Origin of the sequence: Peptoniphilus sp. oral taxon 386 str. F0131 (assembly GCF_000090945.1) — a bacterium.
In the GTDB taxonomy this organism is placed as follows: Bacteria; Bacillota; Clostridia; order Tissierellales; family Peptoniphilaceae; genus Anaerosphaera; species Anaerosphaera mikwangii.
On record NZ_GL349422.1, the window covers coordinates 181,959 to 203,578 of the forward strand.

Annotated in this window: 17 protein-coding genes and 1 riboswitch; of the genes, 4 read left to right on the top strand and 13 right to left on the bottom strand. The window is 30.5% G+C overall.

What is annotated here, in order from left to right:
* Nucleotides 1–4: 4 nt before the first annotated feature.
* The 5 genes from HMPREF0629_RS00915 to hutH all read right to left on the bottom strand — a co-directional run bounded on the left by HMPREF0629_RS00915 (nt 5) and on the right by hutH (nt 6,612).
* A complete protein-coding gene (locus HMPREF0629_RS00915) occupies nt 5–1,795 on the bottom strand; it encodes an LTA synthase family protein (RefSeq protein ID WP_039856379.1) in 1,791 nt (596 codons plus the stop codon).
* Nucleotides 1,796–1,880: 85 nt separating this feature from the next.
* Nucleotides 1,881–3,434, bottom strand: coding sequence for an ABC-F family ATP-binding cassette domain-containing protein (locus HMPREF0629_RS00920; RefSeq protein ID WP_009221498.1), 1,554 nt, complete (start codon nt 3,432–3,434; stop codon nt 1,881–1,883).
* 111 nt (nt 3,435–3,545) lie between these two features.
* Nucleotides 3,546–3,983, bottom strand: a complete 438-nt coding sequence (locus tag HMPREF0629_RS00925; RefSeq protein ID WP_009221499.1) for a DUF523 domain-containing protein — start codon at nt 3,981–3,983, stop codon at nt 3,546–3,548.
* Nucleotides 3,984–4,071: 88 nt separating this feature from the next.
* A complete protein-coding gene (locus tag HMPREF0629_RS00930) occupies nt 4,072–4,947 on the bottom strand; it encodes a YitT family protein (protein WP_009221500.1) in 876 nt (291 codons plus the stop codon).
* A 126-nt stretch (nt 4,948–5,073) separates the two neighbouring features.
* Entirely contained in the window at nt 5,074–6,612 is a 1,539-nt protein-coding gene (gene hutH / locus HMPREF0629_RS00935; protein ID WP_039856381.1) for a histidine ammonia-lyase, read from the bottom strand.
* Between the two features lie 631 nt (nt 6,613–7,243).
* On the opposite strand from hutH, the gene HMPREF0629_RS00940 reads away from it, so the two are divergent.
* Together HMPREF0629_RS00940 and thiT are read left to right on the top strand one after the other, a co-directional pair.
* The gene (locus HMPREF0629_RS00940) at nt 7,244–10,270 is read left to right on the top strand and encodes an AAA family ATPase (protein ID WP_009221502.1); all 3,027 of its coding nucleotides are present in this window, start codon (nt 7,244–7,246) and stop codon (nt 10,268–10,270) included.
* A gap of 60 nt (nt 10,271–10,330) precedes the next feature.
* Nucleotides 10,331–10,427: riboswitch (TPP riboswitch) on the top strand.
* 26 nt (nt 10,428–10,453) lie between these two features.
* Nucleotides 10,454–10,972, top strand: coding sequence for an energy-coupled thiamine transporter ThiT (gene thiT / locus HMPREF0629_RS00945; RefSeq protein WP_009221503.1), 519 nt, complete (start codon nt 10,454–10,456; stop codon nt 10,970–10,972).
* 201 nt (nt 10,973–11,173) lie between these two features.
* Here the strand turns inward: thiT and HMPREF0629_RS00950 are convergent, their stop codons facing one another.
* Complete coding sequence (locus HMPREF0629_RS00950; protein WP_009221504.1) at nt 11,174–11,923, bottom strand: TIGR02206 family membrane protein; 750 nt, start codon at nt 11,921–11,923, stop codon at nt 11,174–11,176.
* A 109-nt stretch (nt 11,924–12,032) separates the two neighbouring features.
* On the opposite strand from HMPREF0629_RS00950, the gene HMPREF0629_RS00955 reads away from it, so the two are divergent.
* Entirely contained in the window at nt 12,033–12,620 is a 588-nt protein-coding gene (locus HMPREF0629_RS00955; RefSeq protein ID WP_009221505.1) for a hypothetical protein, read from the top strand.
* Nucleotides 12,621–12,656: 36 nt separating this feature from the next.
* Here HMPREF0629_RS00955 and pta read toward each other — a convergent pair whose 3' ends face one another.
* Nucleotides 12,657–13,628 (bottom strand): phosphate acetyltransferase, encoded by a 972-nt coding sequence (gene pta, locus HMPREF0629_RS00960; RefSeq protein ID WP_009221506.1) that lies wholly within the window; start codon nt 13,626–13,628, stop codon nt 12,657–12,659.
* Between the two features lie 184 nt (nt 13,629–13,812).
* Here pta and HMPREF0629_RS07615 point away from each other — a divergent pair, with 184 nt between their 5' ends.
* The gene (locus HMPREF0629_RS07615; protein ID WP_009221507.1) at nt 13,813–15,081 is read left to right on the top strand and encodes an S-layer homology domain-containing protein; all 1,269 of its coding nucleotides are present in this window, start codon (nt 13,813–13,815) and stop codon (nt 15,079–15,081) included.
* A gap of 103 nt (nt 15,082–15,184) precedes the next feature.
* Here the strand turns inward: HMPREF0629_RS07615 and yihA are convergent, their stop codons facing one another.
* From yihA to HMPREF0629_RS00995, 6 genes are all read right to left on the bottom strand, one after another.
* On the bottom strand, nt 15,185–15,790 hold the full coding sequence (gene yihA / locus HMPREF0629_RS00970; protein ID WP_009221508.1) for a ribosome biogenesis GTP-binding protein YihA/YsxC: 606 nt from the start codon (nt 15,788–15,790) through the stop codon (nt 15,185–15,187).
* Complete coding sequence (gene lon / locus HMPREF0629_RS00975) at nt 15,787–18,111, bottom strand: endopeptidase La (protein ID WP_039856385.1); 2,325 nt, start codon at nt 18,109–18,111, stop codon at nt 15,787–15,789. Before lon ends, yihA begins: the two co-directional genes overlap by 4 nt.
* A gap of 50 nt (nt 18,112–18,161) precedes the next feature.
* On the bottom strand, nt 18,162–19,379 hold the full coding sequence (gene clpX / locus HMPREF0629_RS00980) for an ATP-dependent Clp protease ATP-binding subunit ClpX (protein WP_009221510.1): 1,218 nt from the start codon (nt 19,377–19,379) through the stop codon (nt 18,162–18,164).
* An 8-nt stretch (nt 19,380–19,387) separates the two neighbouring features.
* Nucleotides 19,388–19,972, bottom strand: a complete 585-nt coding sequence (clpP, locus tag HMPREF0629_RS00985) for an ATP-dependent Clp endopeptidase proteolytic subunit ClpP (RefSeq protein ID WP_009221511.1) — start codon at nt 19,970–19,972, stop codon at nt 19,388–19,390.
* A 39-nt stretch (nt 19,973–20,011) separates the two neighbouring features.
* Nucleotides 20,012–21,316 carry a trigger factor gene (tig, locus tag HMPREF0629_RS00990; protein WP_009221512.1) on the bottom strand — a complete coding sequence of 435 codons (1,305 nt, stop codon included), beginning with the start codon at nt 21,314–21,316 and terminating at the stop codon, nt 20,012–20,014.
* A 77-nt stretch (nt 21,317–21,393) separates the two neighbouring features.
* A complete protein-coding gene (locus HMPREF0629_RS00995; protein WP_009221513.1) occupies nt 21,394–21,609 on the bottom strand; it encodes a YdbC family protein in 216 nt (71 codons plus the stop codon).
* Between the last annotated feature and the right edge of the window lie 11 nt (nt 21,610–21,620).

Consider the following 21,620-nt stretch of genomic DNA (forward strand, 5'->3'; position numbering starts at 1 on the left):
CTTTTTATTTTTGTTTATCTAACATATGTGATACATAATATTCTACATTTCTATATTTATCTATTAAAGTATCTTCATATTCACTTGTTTTATTTGAAAATTCTCCGTCTATACAATACCAATTTTGTTTAAGCACCGTAACATGTTTGGTAAGTTCGTCAATACATTGATTATAAGGACTTCCCTTCCAGCCGACATAACTAAACAGCTCGTTCATTAAGAAAGCAGGTTCTACATCTCTGCCTTCTCCTGTAAAATCTTTATCAAACACTTTTTTTGCAGCATCATTTGCCCAAATTATATATGGTGTTTCATATAAATTTCGCAATCCTTCGCTGTTATCCGCTGAATCATTTATTCCAAACATATCAAATACTATTTTATTATCTCCCATTGATGGGCAATGATCGCCAAACATTATAAGTATTGTCGGCTTATCGTTCTTTCTGAAATGCTCTGTCAGCATTTTCATTGTATCTGATGCCCACTCAATTCCCTCAAGATAATTATTAAAATAATTGTACCATTCTCTATCATACTGTTCTTGCCATTTTATAGCGGGTTCTTTATTTATTAATACATCTTTGGAATATGGTCCATGATTTTGATATGTTACCGCAAATGAAAAATATGGTCCTTTTTCTGTTTGTTCATCATACTTTTTAAGGATAAACGGATAAAAATCAACATCCATTAAAATATTCTCATCAATAGCTTTAAATGTATTATTATACTCAAAAAATTTATCAAATCCCAAGTTTCTATATGCATTGTTTCTATTATAAAAGCTACCTACAAACGGATGAAATCCAAAACAGCTATATCCCTGTTCTTTAAAATACCTTACATAAGATTGAGTTGTCCTGTTAAATGGCGGGTTATCTTTATATCCTGTCATAAAATTCGACTCTGTTAAGAATGTTCCTCCACCAAAAGAATTAACTAATATTTGACCGTGAATTGATTCATTTTGCAACTTGTGAAAATATTCATACGGGTTTCTTTCAAACTCCATTTTTGGATTTTGATATTTATAAAAATCTTTAAATGATTCAAGCATTATACAAACTATATTTACTTTTTGATCTTCCGGAATATCTTCTCCAATATACTTGTTATAATCCTCAACTGCCTTAATTTTATTATACTTACTGTATTTATAAGGTCTTGACGATTTTATAGAATATATGAACGGATATAAAAAACCCTTAGTCTTATAACTGTCAATTTCTATCCACATATTCAAATTTGTCTTTGCACCAAGTAAATGATATACACTATAATCGAATAGATACTGCTTAGAAAAAAATGCAAGTATTATTACCGATGCTATAAAACCTATTGCCCTAAATTTATATCCATATTCAAACCTTCTTAATATAAAAAATATTACTATGCTGAGTAACATAGAACTAAACAGCACAATTGCATTGGGTGATTTAAAATTCAAATCATATTTTTGAGACATTGTAAATGCTTCTCTAATAAGAGTTATGTCTCTTGCAAAAAGAGGTTCTTCTCTGTAAACTATCTTTATATAATTTGCAAACGCTCCTAAATTTATAACCAAAGAACTTATCAAAAATGAAAAGCTGAGTGATTTTAGAAGATATGCTAAAGCTAAAACTATTAAAAATGCAGGTATAAAGTTAAATAATAAAATTTTATACTCAACAAAAAAATTATTTATTATGCCATCACAGTATCCATAACTACTTATGAATATTGATGTTGCCGTAATTAAAATTGCCAATAAAAATGAACATAAGAATATATTCATCTTTTTCTTTTCCATTATGCCTTCCCCCAACTGAAATCTAATTTCAAAATAAATTCACAGTGAATATTATAACACTATTATGCTCTATCTACAAAAAAAATTATCCAAGCAGAGAATAATCTTCCATTCTCCAAATTTCAGTTGCAATTTCCTCGTAAAAATCTTTTTCATGACTTATTAAAAATATCCCGCCTTTGTATTCCTTTAATGCTCGTTTAAGTTCATCTTTTGCCATGGGGTCTAAGTGATTTGTCGGTTCATCGAGCATAAGTACATTAGTCGAAGTATTTAAAATTTTACAAAGTCTAACTTTTGCCTGTTCTCCTCCACTTAAAACTTTTATAAGTGACTCTATCTGTTCGGTCATAAGTCCACATTTTGCAAGCGCAGCCCTTATATGAAACTGCTCCCAGCTTGGAAATGCATCCCAAATTTCATCTATCGGAGTTCTCTTGTCATCATAAAATTCTTCCTGACAAAAATAACCGACTTTTAAATTTTGTCCGTTTTCTATTCTTCCGCTGATGGCATTTATTTCTCCAAGCAATGTTTTTACAAGAGTTGTTTTTCCAAGTCCGTTAGCTCCGACAATTGCAATTCTTGAGCCCCTTTCCATCCTAAGATTTAAAGGTTTTGAAATCGGCTTATCATATCCTATAACAAGATCCTTAGTCTCAAAAATAAGTCTGCTTGGTGCACCTGTCTCCTTAAACTGAAATTCAGGTTGCGGTTTTTCCTTTACAAGCTCTATTCTCTCCATCTTATCAAGCTTTTTCTGCCTTGACATTGCCATATTTCTTGTTGCGACTCTCGCCTTATTTCTTGCCACAAAATCTTCAAGATCTGCAATTTCCTGTTGCTGTTTTTTATATGCCGCCTCTATTTGTTTTAGTTTAGCTTCTCTTAGTCTTTCAAATTCAGAATAATCTCCCACATATCTATTTAACTCCATATTTTCTACATGATAAATTAAATTTATAACCGAATTTAAAAACGGTATGTCATGAGAAATTAATATAAATGCATTTTCATATTCCTGTAAATATCTTTTAAGCCACTGTATATGTTCTTCATCTAAGTAATTCGTAGGCTCGTCAAGTAAAAGTATATCCGGTTTTTCAAGAAGCAACTTGCAGAGTAATACCTTAGATCTCTGACCTCCCGAAAGTTCTTTAAACTTCTTTTCAAGTCCAATCTGTGATACTCCCATAGCTCTTGATACTTCATCTATCTTGGAATCAATCATATAAAAGTCATGATTTTCAAGAAGACTCTGCAAAATTCCAACTTCATCCATCAAAGCATCAAGCTCTTTTTCATCTACTTCTCCCATTTTCATATACAAATTTGAAATTTCGTTTTCAATTTCAAAAAGATGTGAAAAAGCATCTTTTAATACATCTCTTACCGTATAATCTCCATTATATGTTGCATGTTGATCAAGGTAACCTGCTCTTACATACTTTGCCCACGAAATTTCTCCCTCTTCCGGAATCAACTTGCCTGTGATTATATCCATAAATGAAGATTTTCCCTCTCCATTCGGACCAACAAGACCTACATGCTCCCCTGCAAGCAATCTAAAATTTACATCTTTTAAAATTTCTCTTCCGCCATAGCTGTGGCTCAAATTTTTTACAGTTAATATACTCATGTTATCTCCTCAATTTTAATTAATATAATTATACAACAATAAATAAAAAAAAGACTAATTAATTAGTCTTTTTACCTATTTTAAATTATATATATCAATTTTATAATTTTTTCAATTTTTAAGAAGTTCATTCACATTTTCTTCTCCGTATATCTTTATATTATTTTCAAGTAATATTTTTGCAGTAAATCCTCTACCATTTATAAGTTTTCCTCTATGAGTACCGTCATATATTTTTTTGCTTCCGCAGCTTGGACTTTTATCTTTCAGAAGTGCAATTTTACAGTTATACTTTTTTGCAAGTTCCAGCGATTTTTTTGCCCCTAATTCAAATTCATATGTAACGTCTTTTCCAATTTTGTTTATAACCTTTCCGCCTATTATTTCTGCAGGTACTCTTGGAGTGCTAAGTCCCCCAAGAATTTCCGGGCAGACTATTATTAAATTATATTTTTTCCTAAGTTCATCTATTTGAACTATCAAATTATTTTTACCGTCATAACGACAATTTTCTCCGCAAAGACATGCGCTTATAAGTAAATTTTCCATGATATCCCTCTTTTAAGTTAATACTATTTTCATTATACAATATTAAGCTTTTATAACAACAAAAAATCACCTTTAAAGGTGATTTGAATTATATTTCTATTGTTTTAAATCCGCTTCCCTGAATTTCAGCAGTATCACTTACTGCCATAAATGCTTTCGGATCTAACTCTTTTACAATATTTTTAACTTTAACTATCTGTCTTGAAGAGCATATCAAATAAATTATTGTTATTTCATTACTGCTATATGCACCTTTCCCGTTTATATAAGTTACCCCTCTGTCCAATTGACTTTGAATTGTTCTTGTTATCTGCTCATGATTATTACTTATTATAAAAACTTGCTTTTGTTTTCCTACGCCAAGCTGAATTTTATCTATAACTTGATAACATATAAAAAGTGATATTAATGTAAACAGTGCTTTATCTGTTGAATATACAAATGAACTTATTCCTATAATGACAATATTTAACATCATGAGTACGCTGCCTATTGAAATATTAAAGTATTTTTTTAATATGGCTGCAATTATATCAAAACCTCCCGTTGATGTTCCGTTCCTAAAGGTAATGCCTCCTCCGATTCCATTTATAACTCCCCCATATACACAAGCAAGTATAATATTTTCAGTTAAAATATAATTCGGATTTATCTTTTCAAGCAATGATATATAAATCGACAACAAAAATATCGACACAACCGAAAAAAACATAAATTCTCTGCTGAGCAAAAACAATCCGAGGATCATAATCGGAAGGTTTAATAAAAATACAAGAAGTCCTAAAGGAATCCCCGTTACATTTTCAATAAGTACGCTAAGTCCGCTTATTCCTCCCGAAATCATACCGTTTGGTTTCAATATATAAACTAATGCTATCGAAGATGCAAAAGTTCCGAAAATTACGCTAAATAATTTTTTAATAAATATTTCTTTACTTATATTTAAGCTTAAATTAAATTTCATATCTGTCTCTCCAAATACTCATAATGTAATCTATAAATATTATATTATAAAAAAAACAGTAAAGTCAAAGTATATTATTAAAAATAAAAAAACTGCTCAGTTTCCCGAGCAGCTTCATATTTAAAATTATTGAATGTTAAGTTTAACTTTTTCTTCAACAGCTTTTACAATCTTGCCGTTCTTTAAAAGTTCAGTTGCTTTTTCAAGCTCATCATAGATTTCAATATCCTTATCATTTTCAAGGAATTTAAGTTCTGATCTTACAGCCTTGTAAGCAGCTTCAGTTCCTACTCCAAGCTTAAAGTTTTCTTCAGCTCTGAAGTCAATAGCTTGACAAGCAGCCATGATTTCTGTTGCAACAATTCTTCTTGAATTGTCAATTATATCTCTTGCTTTTCTTGCAGCTATTGTTCCCATAGATACAAAGTCTTCTTGGTTTTCACATGAAGGAATTGAATCTACACTTGCTGGATGAGCAAGAACTTTATTTTCTGATGCAAGAGCTGCAGCAGCGTATTGTGTAATCATGAATCCTGAGTTAAGTCCCGGATATTTTACAAGGAATGATGGGAATTCTGATAATTGATGATTTACTAATCTTTCAATACGTCTTTCAGATACATTTCCTATTTCAGATGCAGCTATTCCCAAAAAGTCAAATGGTTGAGCCATTGGTTCTCCGTGGAAGTTACCTCCTGAAATTACATCTCCATCCGGAGTTATAATTGGATTATCAGTTCCTGAATTAATTTCAATTTCAACTTTTTCTTTTACATAAGCTATTGAATCCTTACTTGCTCCATGAATTTGTGGAATACAACGAAGTGTATATGGATCTTGTACTCTAATTTGTGCTGTATGAGTTGTATATGTTGAACCTTCAACTAAATCTAACATATTCTTTGCTGTTGCAAGGCATCCTTTGTGTGGACGAATTGTATGAAGTTTTTCATAGAAAGCATCAACAATTCCTCTATGTGCTTCAAGTGAAAGAGCACCTGCAATGTCAGAAAGTTTTAATAATTCAATTGCATCATATGTTGCAAGAGCACCTACTGCAGTTAAAACTGTTGTACCGTTAATTAAAGCAAGACCTTCTTTAGCTTGCAATGTAATGATGTCTATACCCGCTCTATCCATAGCTTCTTTTCCTGATAAAAGTTCTCCGTTGTAATATGCACGTCCAAGGCCAAGCATAGGAAGAACCATATGAGCAAGTGGAGCAAGGTCTCCTGATGCTCCAAGTGAACCTTTTTCCGGAATAAATGGAATTACATTTTTATTAAGCATATCAAGAATTACTTTAACAGTTTCCATTCTAATTCCTGAATATCCCTTTACAAGAGAATTAATTCTGATAAGCATAATAGCTCTTACTTCATCTTCTCTTAATGGATTACCGAATCCGCTTGAGTGTGTACGAATTAAGTTTTCTTGAAGTTGAGAACAATCTTCTCTGGATATACTTACTTTACATAGTGAACCGAATCCTGTTGTTACACCATATACTACTCTTTCTTCTTCAATTATGTCATCAACTATTTTTCTTGATGCTTTAACAGCTTCAATTTTTTCATCAGAAATTGCAACTTCAACATGATCTCTTGCTACTGCTACTACATCTTCAAGTTTTAAACTATTTCCTGTCAATACAACTTTATTCATTTTTTTCCTCCGTTCTCTTTGAAACACCTTCAACATTTAAGAAAGTATGGTACATAATTTAAAATCATTTTATTTTTACAATATAATGTTATGTAATTTGTTGTTATAATTCAATAACACCTTTCCACTATATTATTAAAAATAAAAACGTCTTTAAAAACTTTCTTTAATGAAAAAAGAAACATAATAATATTTTCTTACTAAGTTTATTTTATATAACCATCATCAAATATAGGTCAAAAATTTAAAAAATTTTTAATTTTTATAATATGAGTTGAATTTTATCAGAGTAAAATTTATAAGCCTTTCTAAACTTTATTATCAAATTATTAAGTTTTCATGTGTATTAACGTCAAATTTACGTCTATAATTTTTGATTTTCATTTTTCGACAGTCAAATTTTTCAAATAAAATATTTTTAATTTTTTTTGATTCTTATTTTTTATACCTGTAAAATCTTAGTATTTATCATAGTTTTGAGATATCTCTTTATCTTGTTAAACAAATACTACATCTATCATACGTCTAATTTTTTTATGATTTATTGACACCTTATGTTTGTTGAATTATACTTATATATAGTAAAATAAACGTAAGTTACAGATAGAAAATTTTTAAAGAGAGGTATAATATGAGCAAAATATATGCTAAATTATTCGGAGTTCCTCAAATACTCAAAGATGGCGAAAAAGTGTTCTTCCCTTATGCAAAAATCAATGCTCTGATTTATTACATACTTATTAATAAAGTTGTATCAAGAGATGAAATCGCAGGTCTGCTTTGGCCGGATGAAAATGAAAAAATCGCAAAGAAAAATTTGAGAAATGCATTATATCAATCTAAAAAAAGTCTTGATATGGACTTTATAATATCTCCCAAAAAATCAATTCTCGTTTTAAATGATGACCTTAATATTGAATGTGATGTAAATTTATTCATTGAAGATCCGATAAAAAATTCAAATTTATATGATGGAGATTTCCTTCAGGGATTTTTCTTAAAAGAAGCTGAATCATATGAATATTGGATTACAAAAATGAGAAATCTCTATCAAGACAAATTTACAAATATATCCTACAAAAAAATAGAATCAAACATAGAAAACGGCATATATGAAAATGTAGAAAAGGATATAAATGCTCTTACACAAATAGATGAATTTGATGAGAGAAATTTTAGGCTTTTGATGAAATTTTATCAAAAGACAGGAAGAAACGGAAAAGTAGTTGAAACTTATTATGACTTATCAAAACTGTTACAAAACGAACTCGGAGTTGAACCTGACAGAGAGACAAAAAAAATCTACGAGGAATCAATCAAGCAAATAAATATTAATAATTCAAGGCCAAAGATTGTAGATTATTTTTTCTATGGTCGTTATAATGAGATAGCAAAAATAGAGGATACATTAAAATCATTTTCGGATAATAAACCTGCAAAGTCCATCTTCATAAGAGGCGAAGCAGGTATCGGAAAAAGTTCCTTGAAGAGAAAGATCTTGGAAAATAAGGAAGAAAATTTTATAATACTTGAATCTTTTTGCTATCAAGCAGAGGAAAACTATGCTCTCAGACCGTTTGGAATAATTATTGACAAAATGAGCAAGGTTTTAAAAGAATTCAAAATACCTCTTCCTACGTTTTGGGGTACTACAATGTCAAAATTATTCCCAAGTTTTGATGAATCTTCACATGATATTAAACTTTTAGAGTCAAAAGAACCGCTGAAATTCGATTTGCTAACTCAAGTAATAGTGGAGGCGGCAAAAAAAATAAACGAAAAGAAAAAACTCTTAATTGTTTTTGAGGACATACAGTGGATGGACCAAACTTCGTTAAAACTTTTAACATCTGTAATGCTGCATCTTAAAGATGAGGCAATTTTTATACTAACCGCAAGAAAGCAATTTAATTTAGATGTCGATGATCTGCTTACCTCTCTTGAAAGATACGATAAAATAGAAACAATAGAGCTTGAAAGATTTAATCACGAAGAATCTTTAGAATTCATATTAAAATCATTACCGGATAGAGAAATTCAAACAGAAACTTTAGAAAAAATATACCTTGAAACTGAAGGCAATTCATTTTTCCTAAGTGAATATGTAAATTTAATCAAGTCTGACGACCAGACAGATCTTATGACTTCCAAAATGGTAGATGCAATAAAATCAAGATTTTTATATTTGTCAAAATCAGAAAAAGATCTTTTGGATATAGTAAGTTTCTTCTATGATGAAGCTCCTATTGAAACAATTTGTGAAATAACAGGTCAAGGAGAATTTGATATAATAGGACTGCTCGAAGAACTAGAAAAAAGAAATATTTTAACAGAAGTTGTCCATAAAAATCATATAGGATTAATTTTTACTCATACTAAATTAAGAGAATATGTATACATGATTCAACCAAACTCCAAGAAAAAAATAGTTCACAAAAGAATCGGAGAGATACTTGAAGCCAAACTTGAACAAAAGAAAAAAGATCCGTATATATATTCAAAACTTGTATATCATTACAGCTCTGCAGGCGAAGATTTAAAGGCACTTAAATATAAGATAGAAACTCTTAATTATTATTTGAATTTTTCTCACGAGCTATTCCCTATTTTAAACTTCTCCGAGTTAGAACAGGATGAAAAAATTTACATTTCAAGAGATAAAATACAAGATATGTTCGAAAAACTGTCTGAAAATTTTGCAGAACTTATGAATAAGGAAAGATCTGAAGAACTTAAAACTCTTGAAGTTGAATTTTTCTATATGAAAGGTCGCTATATGATAAGAGACGGAAATTACGGCGAAGGACTTGACGACATTCGCTATGTAATTCAAAAAGCCGGTGAAATCGGAAATAGAGACTATGTCCTTGACGGATATAAACAAATGATATTCTATAACATTCAAACTAACAACTCACACGATATGATAGAATATATCGAACTTGCTCTGGACCTTGCCGTTAAATGTAATTATCATAAAGAGATTGGTATTCTATTAAGACTTAAAGGTCTATATAACATAATGATAGGAAATTATTTTATCGCCGAAAAACTTTTAACAGAATCTATAAACACTTTTAAGGTTACAGATGAAGTTGCAAACAGATATGCAATTAATATTGCGGCAGCCTACAACTATATAGGAGAATTAAGATTTGCAACCGGAGACTATGAGGATGCAACCGAACAATTTAAGGCGGCAATAGACCTTTCAAAAAATAAAAATGCACTATCAAGCCTTTCAATTTTCTATATAAATATGGGTAAAGCATATTTTGCACTTGATAATGTGAAAAAAGCGGAAGAATATTTTTATTTTGCATACAACCTATATGGTCAGTTTGACTCATTCTGGAAACGTCCTGTACTTGATTCTTACATGGCTCTTACTGAAATCAGACTAAAGAAATATTCAGATTCCGTACTTCATATAAAGAGCGCCTTAGAATTTGCAGAAAAATTAAAAGATCCGAGAGATCTCGGCACTGTATATTTTGCACATTATATGATTTCAAAAATGGCACAAAAAGATACTGTACTTTTCGAAATATACAAAGATATTTTAAAAGAAACTGCGGACTCATACAAGGATAAATCTCTAAACTATTTGGACGCTTACAGAGATGCATATGAAATAAACAGAATAATAACAAAATAATTAACAGTTGACCATTAACAACTAACAAAATAAATGATATAATATATCGTAATTAAATTATTACAGGAATAGGGGAGCGTTTTGCTGAGAGGAATTAATATTCGACCCTTTAGCTGATCCGGATAATACCGGCGTAGTGAATTCTATCCACTCATTCAGCACCTGTTACTATGAGGTGATATTATGAGAAATGAAAAATCAAAAATGTTGGCAGAAGCAGGAGTTATGATTGCATTATCACAAATCCTAAGTTATGTAAAGGTATTTCAAATGCCCCAAGGCGGTTCAATAACCATAGCAAGTATGGTACCGATTATATTCTTTTCACTGATTTGGGGTGGCAAAAAGGGAATTTTGGCATCAGTAACCTATGGAATACTTCAATTTGCACTTGGAGGAGAAGGCATTCTAAATCCTCTTTCAATTTTACTTGATTATTTGCTTGCATTCGGTGTGCTTGGTGTAGCAGGTTTCTTCCCGAAAAACATAACCGGAGCAATCACAGGAACTTCCGTTGCCGTACTTCTTAGATACTTCTTCCACTTTTTAAGCGGATGGCTTGTATTTTATATGTACGCTCCTGAAGGAGTAGCTCCTTGGATATATTCTTTGAGCTACAATTCCTATATGTTAGTTGAACTTGTTATAAGCGTAGTGGTTATAACAATAATTTATAAACCGTTAATAAATAAATTAAAATAAGTAGGAAATTTCCTACTTATTTTTTTTGCTATTTAATTTTTCGAGTTTCTAAATTCTCAAATTTTTTATATTTAGTATAATATTATAACTGCAGAAATCAGCGTTATTAAATTAAGATTTTCAAATACAATAGAGCTAATTAGAAACATATAAATTTTTGCCAAGCTCTTTATAAAATTAAAGTAACCTTTTTATATAATATTAAAAATTATCTTTATAAAAGTATTCGTGTATTTCCTCTTCCTCTTCCGCTTTTTTTCTCTTTGCAATTATTCTTATTACAACACTCTCCAAATAAATTGAAAGTTCATATAAAAATAACAACACTATAAAATAAATTATCCATTTTATATTTTGAGCAACCGTTGTAAAAATCGGAGGACTTGCAGTATATGAATAATTAGAACCCACAAAATGGTTAACAAGTGCAACTCCTATCAAAATAACTCCGGTCAAAGCTTGAACTCTTCTTCTGTTTTTATAAATAACCTCTCCCTCATCATTAGATAAGTGATAAGTACTAAGTCCGAGCAAAAGCAAATGAAATACAAAAAAATTAATATTTGTAAAATGATACATCCTATATGGATATAGTGCCGGTGTAAATAATGCAACTATTCCTCCTACAATTCCCAAATATACACCAAGAGATTTAAGTAAACTACTTTTAAAAAAGTATGCTATTACAAGTGCAACACCTGCAATTCTACAAGTATATAACGGCAAACCATCAATTAAAAACAATTCACCTGTCGCATACCAACCATATAATAAAATTTGAGTGGCAAAAATTATATATATCATTGCCTTTTCAAACTTATCGTCTTTTTTCCTCTTATGGCAATAGTACATAAATGCAAACATAAAAATTATAACAAAAATATGAAATTTTCCATACTTTATAAAATTATTCAATTGTTCTTCATGTGTAAATAATTTTTTCAGTATCATAATTCACTCCTTATAATAGTAAATTATATCATCTTTTTATCAAAAATAAAAATATTCTATTAAATTTTATGTTTTTCGGGTAAAATATAAGTAACTAAGGAGGTAGATTATGAAAAAAATTTCAATTATGCTTTGTCTGCTTTTACTGCTTGTAGGTTGTAAAAAGGAAACAAATCAAAATAACTCTATAAATAAAAATGATAATACAAATACAACTGAATCCAATTCAACAATAAATGAAAATGAAAGTACAACTTATACTTATGAAGGAACTGACGGAGATTATTCCGCAAAAATTACAATTTCAAAATTCACTGATGAAGATATTCAAGAAATTAAAGAAACTTACGGAGAAAATTCCGACACATATTTAAGTTTATCTGATGATAGACCTGAATATATTGCAAAAACCTATGTACTTTATACAGGAGAAGGCATTGAAAATATACAAGATGAAGAAATGTTAAGTGTTACCCTCTCTTGTAACAACGAAAAAATTTCAACATATGAACTGAATTCAGAAAAGGATATTATAGGTGCTCTTCAAGGCAAAAAAAATATCAGTGAATTATATTTCATCTATAATGACAAAGAAAGAAATATAATTCCTGATGAAAATTCACATTTTAAACTGGAGGCAAACAGCTCTAAAAACAACATAATAAATTTTAATATTGAACTTGAAAATTCAAAATAAAAATTAGGGTATTTCAAAATTGAAATACCCTAATTTTTATAAAACTGCCTGAGCTGCTGTAATTATTGCAAGAGAATAAACTTCATCCGCATTACATCCTCTTGAAAGGTCGTTCACAGGAGCATTAAGCCCTTGAAGAATAGGTCCTATTGCCTCAAAACCGCCAAATCTTTGTGCTATTTTATATCCTATATTGCCCGCTTCAAGGCTTGGGAATATAAATACATTAGCATATCCTGCAACATTTGAATTTGGAGCTTTTTTAGCGCCCACTTCCGGAACAAATGCCGCATCAAATTGAAGTTCTCCGTCTATTGCCATATCCGGATTTAATTTCTTAGCTTTTTCTGTTGCATTTGCAACTTTTGTTACAAGATCATGAGATGCTGACCCTTTAGTTGAAAAAGATAACATTGCAACCTTAGGATCTATTCCGAATTTTTTTGCAGTTTCTTCGGAAAGAACTGCAACTTCGGCAAGACCGTCTTCATCAAGTTCAATATTTATAGCACAATCTGCCATCAAATACATTTCTTCATCTCTAAGCATTATAAATGAACCGCTTGTCCTACTAAATCCCGGTCTTGTTTTAATAATTTGAAGTGCAGGTCTTACAGTTTCACCTGTCGTATGAACGGCTCCCGATACCATACCATGTGCATATCCTGTATATACAAGCATAGTTCCAAAATAATTAGGATCCATTAATAATTTTCTTGCTCCATCTTCATCAAGCTTTCCTTTGCGTCTTTCAACAAGTTTTTCAACAAGCATGTCAATTTCCTTATATTCACTCGGATCAATAAATTCCAATTTTGAAAGATCTATTCCGTTCTTATCAGCAGATTCTTCAACTTCAGATCTATTTCCAAGCAAAATAGGTTTTAAAACTTTATCTTCATTTAATTTTTTTGCCGCTTTTAATATTCTTTCATCTTCTCCTTCAGGGAATACTATTACCGGCATTTTTTCACTAACACGAATTTTTAAATTTTCTATTAAAGCCATTATATTACCTCCATTTTTATCTCTTAATTTATTATATAACAAATACTATATTGTATTCAAATATTTAATAAAACTTTCTCTATTTTTTATAATAATGTAATACCATATTCAAACTTATTAAAACAAAATTTGATTTATTTTTAAGTTACATATTGTATAATATATATTAGGAAGTGATTTATTTATGAAAAAAATTTTTATTTTTACATTGATACTGCTTTTAATTTCAAAAAATGTATATGCTCAAAAGAGCTTTAAAGATATAAATAACCATTGGGCAAGGGAATATATTGAAGATATATCGCAACAAAACATAATACTCGGATATAATGATGGAACTTTCAAACCCGATAGAGAAATTTTAAAATCTGAAGCCTATGCGATAATAAACAGAATTTTTGACTTAAAGGAAACAAAAAATCTAAGTTTTAAAAATGTATCATCTAAAGATTGGTACTATTTTGATATTCAAAAAGCTGTCAGCGCAGGATATTTAAAAGATGGAAACTTTTTTTACAATGAACCTATAAAAAGAAGTGAGGTAACAAAAATTTTAGGATACTTATACAATTTGAAAGACAACGAAAAAAATTATAATTTTTTTAAAGACATTTCAAATTTATCGGATGAAGAAAAGACTTCAATAGGTGCTTTAGTCAAAAGCGGAATTGTAAAAGGATATGAAAACTACGAATTTAAACCTAATGAAAAAATTTCAAGAGCAGAATTTTCTAAGATAATATCAATGTGTATTAAAGTTTACGGACGAAATATCTCTAAAAATATAGCAATTCAACAAGATAATAAAAACGTATTAAGAGCAAAGCTCATGGATTCTATATCGCAAGCGGAGTCTATTAATTCATCAAACTATACGAAAGAATCAGTAGAGAATCTAAAATCTATAACTTTGTCTGCAAATAGAATACTGAGAGACGGCGAAGCTACAGAGGAACAATTAAACATTGCGATAAAATATGTAAATGATGCAATAAAATCATTAGTACTGATAATAAAGGAACCTACTCTTACAATAACAGCATTGGATAACTCAAATAACATTCTTCCCGTATCATTACTTATAAATGATATGCCATTTGAAAACGGAGGACACCTAAAACCAGGAAAGTATCTTGTTAAAATCAGTTCTCCAAATATGAACAGTACAAATACCTATGTAACAATAGACAATGAAGATAAAAATATTACAGTATATCTAACTAATTCAGCTACTCAAAAATTTAATCTTACACTTTCGGAAGGGCTTGAATCTCCAATGGGATATAGTTTCTATAAAAATGAGAGAGTCCTAATAAAAATCTTAATTCCGGCAGGAATGCAAATAGATACATTCACCGTAAACGGAAGTCCAAAAAAAGTTTTAGATAATGAGTTTAGATTTTTAATAACTACAAATACACACATTGAAGTTACTTTCAAACCAATTTATTAAAGAAGACTCAGGTCTTCTTTTTTTATATTTATAACAACCAGTACAGTATTATTCATTGTGTCTTACTGAGCAAAATTTCCATCAAAAAAAAGGAGTAATAATATTACTCCTCTTCTTCACTAAAATGTTTAACTATATCCTCAAATATAAACCACATTTCATCTACCATATTTTTATCAACAGACGAAAATGGAATTATCATATCTCTATTTTTGATACTTAACTTTTTTGCTATTTTCGAGATATGACCTGCATACTGTCCTCTTGAAATTTTATCCGCCTTAGTTGCAATTACTATACCACTATAACCCTTGCTCAAAATATATTCATACATTTGAAGATCTTGCTCTGTAGGCTCATGTCTTATATCAACAAGAAGAACTACTTCAAGCAAATTTTCTCTATCGTCTAAATATTCATTTATAATTTTAGACCATGAGCTTTTTTCAGTTTTAGATACACGGGCATATCCATATCCGGGAAGATCTACAAGCCTTAAATCGTCATTAACTCTATAAAAGTTTATAGTTCTTGTCTTTCCGGGAGTTGATGAAGTCCTTGCAAGATTTTTTCTTCCGAGCATGGAATTTATAAAAGATGATTTACCTACATTCGATCTTCCTGCAAAGGCAAATTCAAATAAATCCATTTCAGGATATTGATTTTTATGAACTGCAACCTTTTCAAGGTCAGATTTTAATACTTTCATTTTTTCTCCTTCAAAGCAAATTTTTCAACTTCTTTTATTTCCTTAACCGGAATTATCTTAAGAGAATTAAGAACATTTGACTCTATTTCTACAAGGTCTCTCTTGTTTTCAAAAGGTATAATAACTTTCTTTATGCCCATTCTCTGAGCTGCAAGAAGTTTTTCTTTAAGTCCTCCTATGGCGAGAACTCTTCCTCTTAAAGTTATTTCTCCTGTCATTGCAACATCTTTTGCAACAGGTCTTTCAGTAAGAGCGGACAACACACTTGTCACCATTGTAACTCCTGCTGAAGGTCCATCCTTTGGCACTGCTCCCTCCGGAACATGAATATGAATATCCTTTTTAGTTCTGAAATCTGCATCCACTTCATAATATTCACTATTACTTGCTATATAAGAAATTGCAGCCATTGCAGATTCTTTCATAACATCACCGAGTTGTCCTGTAAGAGTCAGCTTACCACTTCCCGGCATTATTGTAGTTTCTATTTGAAGAGTTTCCCCTCCTACTTCTGTCCATGCAAGTCCGTTTACAATTCCAACTTGATCGGACTTTTCGACAGTATCAAATAAAAATTTCCTTTCACCGATATATTTACTTAAATTTCTTGAAGTTACAGAAACAATCTTTTTATCTTCTTCAATAATTTGAAGAGAGGCTTTTCTTGCACACCTTGAAATTTCTTTTTCAAGTCCTCTCACTCCGGCTTCTCTTGTATAATAATCTATTATATCTTTTAATGCAGTATCAGAAATTTTAAACTGTGATTTTGTAAGTCCATTTTCTTTTATTTGCTTTGGAAGTAAATGACTCTTAGCGATGTTAAATTTTTCTTCAGGTGTATACCCTTCAAGTCTTATGACTTCCATTCTGTCAAGTAACGGTCTTGGAATTGTCTGAGTTGTATTTGCCGTTGCTATAAAAAATACATTTGACAAATCAAACGGAAGTTCTAAATAATGATCGGTAAATGTCTTATTTTGCTCAGGATCAAGCACTTCTAAAAGTCCGCTTGCAGGATCTCCTCTATAGTTATTCCCAACTTTATCAATTTCATCAAATAAAAACACCGGATTATTTTCTTTCGCCTTTTTTATAAGAGAAATTATACTTCCCGGTAAAGCTCCTACATAGGTTCTTCTATGTCCTCTTATCTCCGCTTCATCAGTTACTCCTCCAAGACTCATCCTTACAAATTCCTTATTAAGAGCATGTGCAATTGATGTAGCAATAGAAGTTTTTCCTACTCCCGGAGGTCCTACAAGACATAATATAGGTCCTTTTGTAGAATCTGAAAGTTTTCTTACCGCAATAAACTCCAAAATTCTCTCTTTTACTTTTTTAAGTCCATAATGCTCATCATTTAAAATTTTTCTTGCTTCATTCAGATTTGCATCATCTGACGAACTCTCAAGCCAAGGTAAATCTAATATCCAGTCTAAATAATTTAATATTACTGTATATTCCGGAGAAGCGGAATTTACCTTTGACAGCTTCGATACTTCTTTTAACGCCTTTTCTTTGACTATTTTAGGTAATTTTTTCTTTTCTATTTTATCTTCATAACTCAGAGATGTATCTTCTTCACTTTCATCTCCAAGCTCTTCACGAATTACCTTGAGCTGTTCTTTTAAATAATATTCTCTCTGAACTTTATTCATATTTGATTTGACTTTTTTATCAATATTCTTCTCTATTGATAATACTTCAATTTCTCTTTGTAATATTCCATGAAATAATAAAAGTCTATCATATGAATTTAATGTTTCCAAAATTTTTTGGCTCTCTTCAATTTTTAAATTTATATATGCCGCCGATGTATCTACAAGAGCCGATGCAGTTGAATTATCAACCACAGACTGAAGTAAGCCCGGAATTAATCGTGAATCTAAATCACTGTACTTTTCAAGATCCGCCTCTACTAATCTCATAGCAGCAGTGATTTCCGCACTTTCTTCCTTATCTTCTTTTACTTCTTCCTCAAAATTTTCTACAACAGCTTCTAAATATTCATCTCCCAAGGAAAATTCTAAAATTTTTGCACGATTTAATCCTTCAACAAGTACTCTTACAACACCGCCAGGCAATTTTAGTATTTGTTTTATTATCGCAACTGTTCCATAATCATATAAATCTTCTCTCTTAGGATCCATGACATTAGGATTTTTCTGTGTTATTAAAAAAACATGAGAACCTGTCATTTCTGCAGCCTCAATTGCAGCAATACTCTTAGGTCTTCCACAATCAAAATGAGTTACCATTCTTGGAAACACTATCAAATCTCTAAGAGCTATTGTTGATAATTTGGTTTTTTTATCCATTTTCTCACCCACCTATCAAAAATTAGACTCACTATGTGAGTCTTAATTTTTTATTTCTTTAAAATTAATTTAGGTCTTTTCTTACCTATAACAGAATCTTTTGTAACAATTACTTTTTCAACATCTTTTCTCGACGGAATTTCATACATTATATCCATAATTATATGCTCAATAACTCCCCTAAGTCCTCTTGCTCCGGCTTTTTTATCAATCGCTATTTTTGCTATTTGCTTTAGAGCATTGGTTTCAAATTCAAGCTCAACATTATCAAGCTTTAAAAGCTCTTTATACTGTTTGACAAGAGCATTCTTAGGTTTAGTTAAAATTTCAACTAACGCAGCCTCATCAAGAGATTCCAATGTTACTGTAAGCGGAAGTCTGCCTATCAATTCAGGTATCAATCCAAACTTCAACAAATCTCCCGTTTCAATTTTATCCAATATATTTTCTCTCTGTTTCTTCTTATCAACAAGTTCAGAACCGAAACCCATTGACGTTTTTCCTATCCTTGATTCAATTATCTTATCAAGTCCATCAAATGCTCCGCCAACTATAAACAATATATTGGTAGTATCTATCTGTATAAACTCTTGGTTAGGATGCTTCCTGCCTCCTTGAGGAGGTACGTTTGCAACAGTACCCTCAATTATTTTTAGAAGTGCCTGTTGAACACCTTCACCGCTTACATCTCTTGTGATAGATACATTTTCTGATTTTCTTGCAATTTTATCTATTTCATCTATATAGATAATACCCTTTTCAGCCTTTTCTATATCATAATCTGCAGCTTGAATAAGTTTTAATATAATATTTTCAACATCTTCACCGACATATCCCGCTTCTGTTAAAGTAGTCGCATCTGCTATTGCAAATGGAACATTCAATATTCTCGCAAGAGTTTGTGCAAGAAGAGTTTTTCCGCTTCCTGTCGGTCCAATCATTAATATATTTGACTTTTGAAGTTCAATCTCAGGATTTCTTATAGAAGAATTTATTCTCTTATAATGATTATAGACCGCAACTGCAAGAGCTTTCTTTGCTTTATCCTGCTTTATAACATAAGAATCTAAAACACTTTTTATTTCTTCAGGTATTTTTAAATCTAATTTTTCATCTTTAGTATTAACTTTCTCTTCATTTAAAATATCTGAACAAAGCCCTATACACTCATCACAAATATAAACATCAGGTCCTGCAATAAGTTTCTTTACCTGATTTTGAGTCTTCCCGCAAAAAGAACATCTCAGTATTTCATCAGATTTTGACATTTAACACCTCAATCTCTCTTTTCAATTACTTTGTCAATTAAACCATATTCAACAGCTTCCTTAGCTGAAAGATAATAATCCCTATCTGTATCTCTTTCAACCTTTTCTAACGGTTGACCTGTTTCTTCAGATAATATTTTATTAATTCTCTCTCTTATTTCAAGAATTTTTTCTGCATGGATTTTTATATCTGATGCTTGTCCCTGAGCTCCTCCAAGCGGTTGATGAATCATTATATCTGCATTCGGAAGTGCAAATCTCTTTCCCTTAGTTCCAGCTGCAAGTAAAAATGCACCCATTGATGCTGCAAGGCCTATTACCATAGTTGATACATCACATTTAATATATTTAATAGTATCATATATTGCAAAACCTGCACTCACCGAACCTCCGGGACTGTTTATATAAATTTGAATATCCTTATTTTGATCTTCAGCCTCTAAAAATAAAAGTTGTGCAACCACTAAATCTGCTGTTACATCATTTATTTCTCCACTTAAAAATATAATTCTCTCTTTTAGTAATCTTGAATAGATATCATAGCTTCTTTCGCCATGATTTGTTTGTTCAACTACCATAGGTACAAGAGCCATACAATCACCATTTCCTTCTAAACTATGTTTATTATTTTATTAGTTTTTTTCTACAAACTTTGCATTTTCAAATAAGAAATCTACAGTTTTTTTGCTGATTAAATTTTCTTTAAAGCCTTCTTTATTGTTTTCAAGCATATATTCTTTCATTTTCTTTTGTTGTTCTTCGTCATCTTTAAAATAATCTTTAACCATTTTATCAATTTCTGATTCAACTTCTTCTTCGCTTACTTCAAAGTTTTCTGCCTTTGCAACAGCTTCAATAGCAAGAGAAGTTTTTACTTGCTTTAACGCATCCGCTCTTAAATTTTCTCTAAATGCTTCCATTGTTGTTCCAAGCATTTTTATATAATCTTCAAGACTCATTCCTTGAGCTTTTAAATTTCTGTCAAAATTTTGAACTTGAGAATCTATTTGAGAATTTACCATTGCATCAGGAACTTCAACTTCCATTGTTTCAACGACTTTTTCAAGAACTTTTTCTTCTTTTTCTCTCTTTTCTCTTTCTTCAAATTCTTTTTCTTTCTTTTCTTTTATATCCGCTTTATATTCATCAACTGTATCAAAATCTGAAATATCTTTTATAAATTCATCATCAAGTTCAGGAAGTTCTTCAAAACTTATTGAATTAAGCTTAACTTCAAATCTCGCTTCTTTTCCCTTAAGTTCTTCAGAAAAATATTCTTCAGGGAAAGTTACATTTACATCAAATTCATCTCCGATATTTTTGCCTACTATTTGATCTTCAAATCCCGGAATGAATGTATTTGAACCAAGCTCCAATTCATGTCCTTCCGCTGCTCCTCCTTCAAAAGTTTCATCTCCTACAAAACCTTTGAAATCAATGTTTACTTTATCCCCAATTTTTGCAGCTCTATCATCAATATTTACAAGTCTTGCATTCATATGTCTTTGATTATCAAGTTCTGAATTTATAAGTTCTTCAGTTACTTCATATTTAACATCTTCAACTTCAATATTTTTATATTCACCAAGTACAACTTCAGGCTTAACTGTTACTGAAACCTCAACTTTAATATCTTCTCCTGAATTTGCCTCTTCAATGTTTATTTCAGGTTGGTCAACAACTTCAATGCCGAGTTCCTTAACAGTTTCTTCATAATATTTTGGCAATAACTCATTAACAGCATCTTCTAAAAAGACTCCCTTGCCATATACATTTTCAATTATTTTTCTTGGTGCATGTCCCTTTCTAAATCCGGGGATTTGAAAATATTTTTTATTCTTGTTATATACTTCTGTTTCTGCCTTTTTTACATCTTCCGCTTTTAATATCATGTCAAATTTTACAGTGTTTTTTTCTCTACTTTTTATTTCAGTCATATTATCCTCCATTTACTTAAATAAATATTTTTACAATTATCTAATTATACCATATAGACAATTTAGAGTACAAATTTTTATAATTCTTCAAGAGCATTTTTTAAAATTTCAATTTCTTCTTCAGAAAGAGTAATTCCCTTTGACATCATCTGATGATCTTCGCTCCATTCTCTTATATCATACTTAGGTGTTCTTCCATTCCAAGACACCATATTTAGTTCCTTGCTCCATCCCTTTACATTTGTAGACATGGTAGCAATATGCTTTGTTATTTCAAATTTAAATTCAGCCATTTTTATCTCCG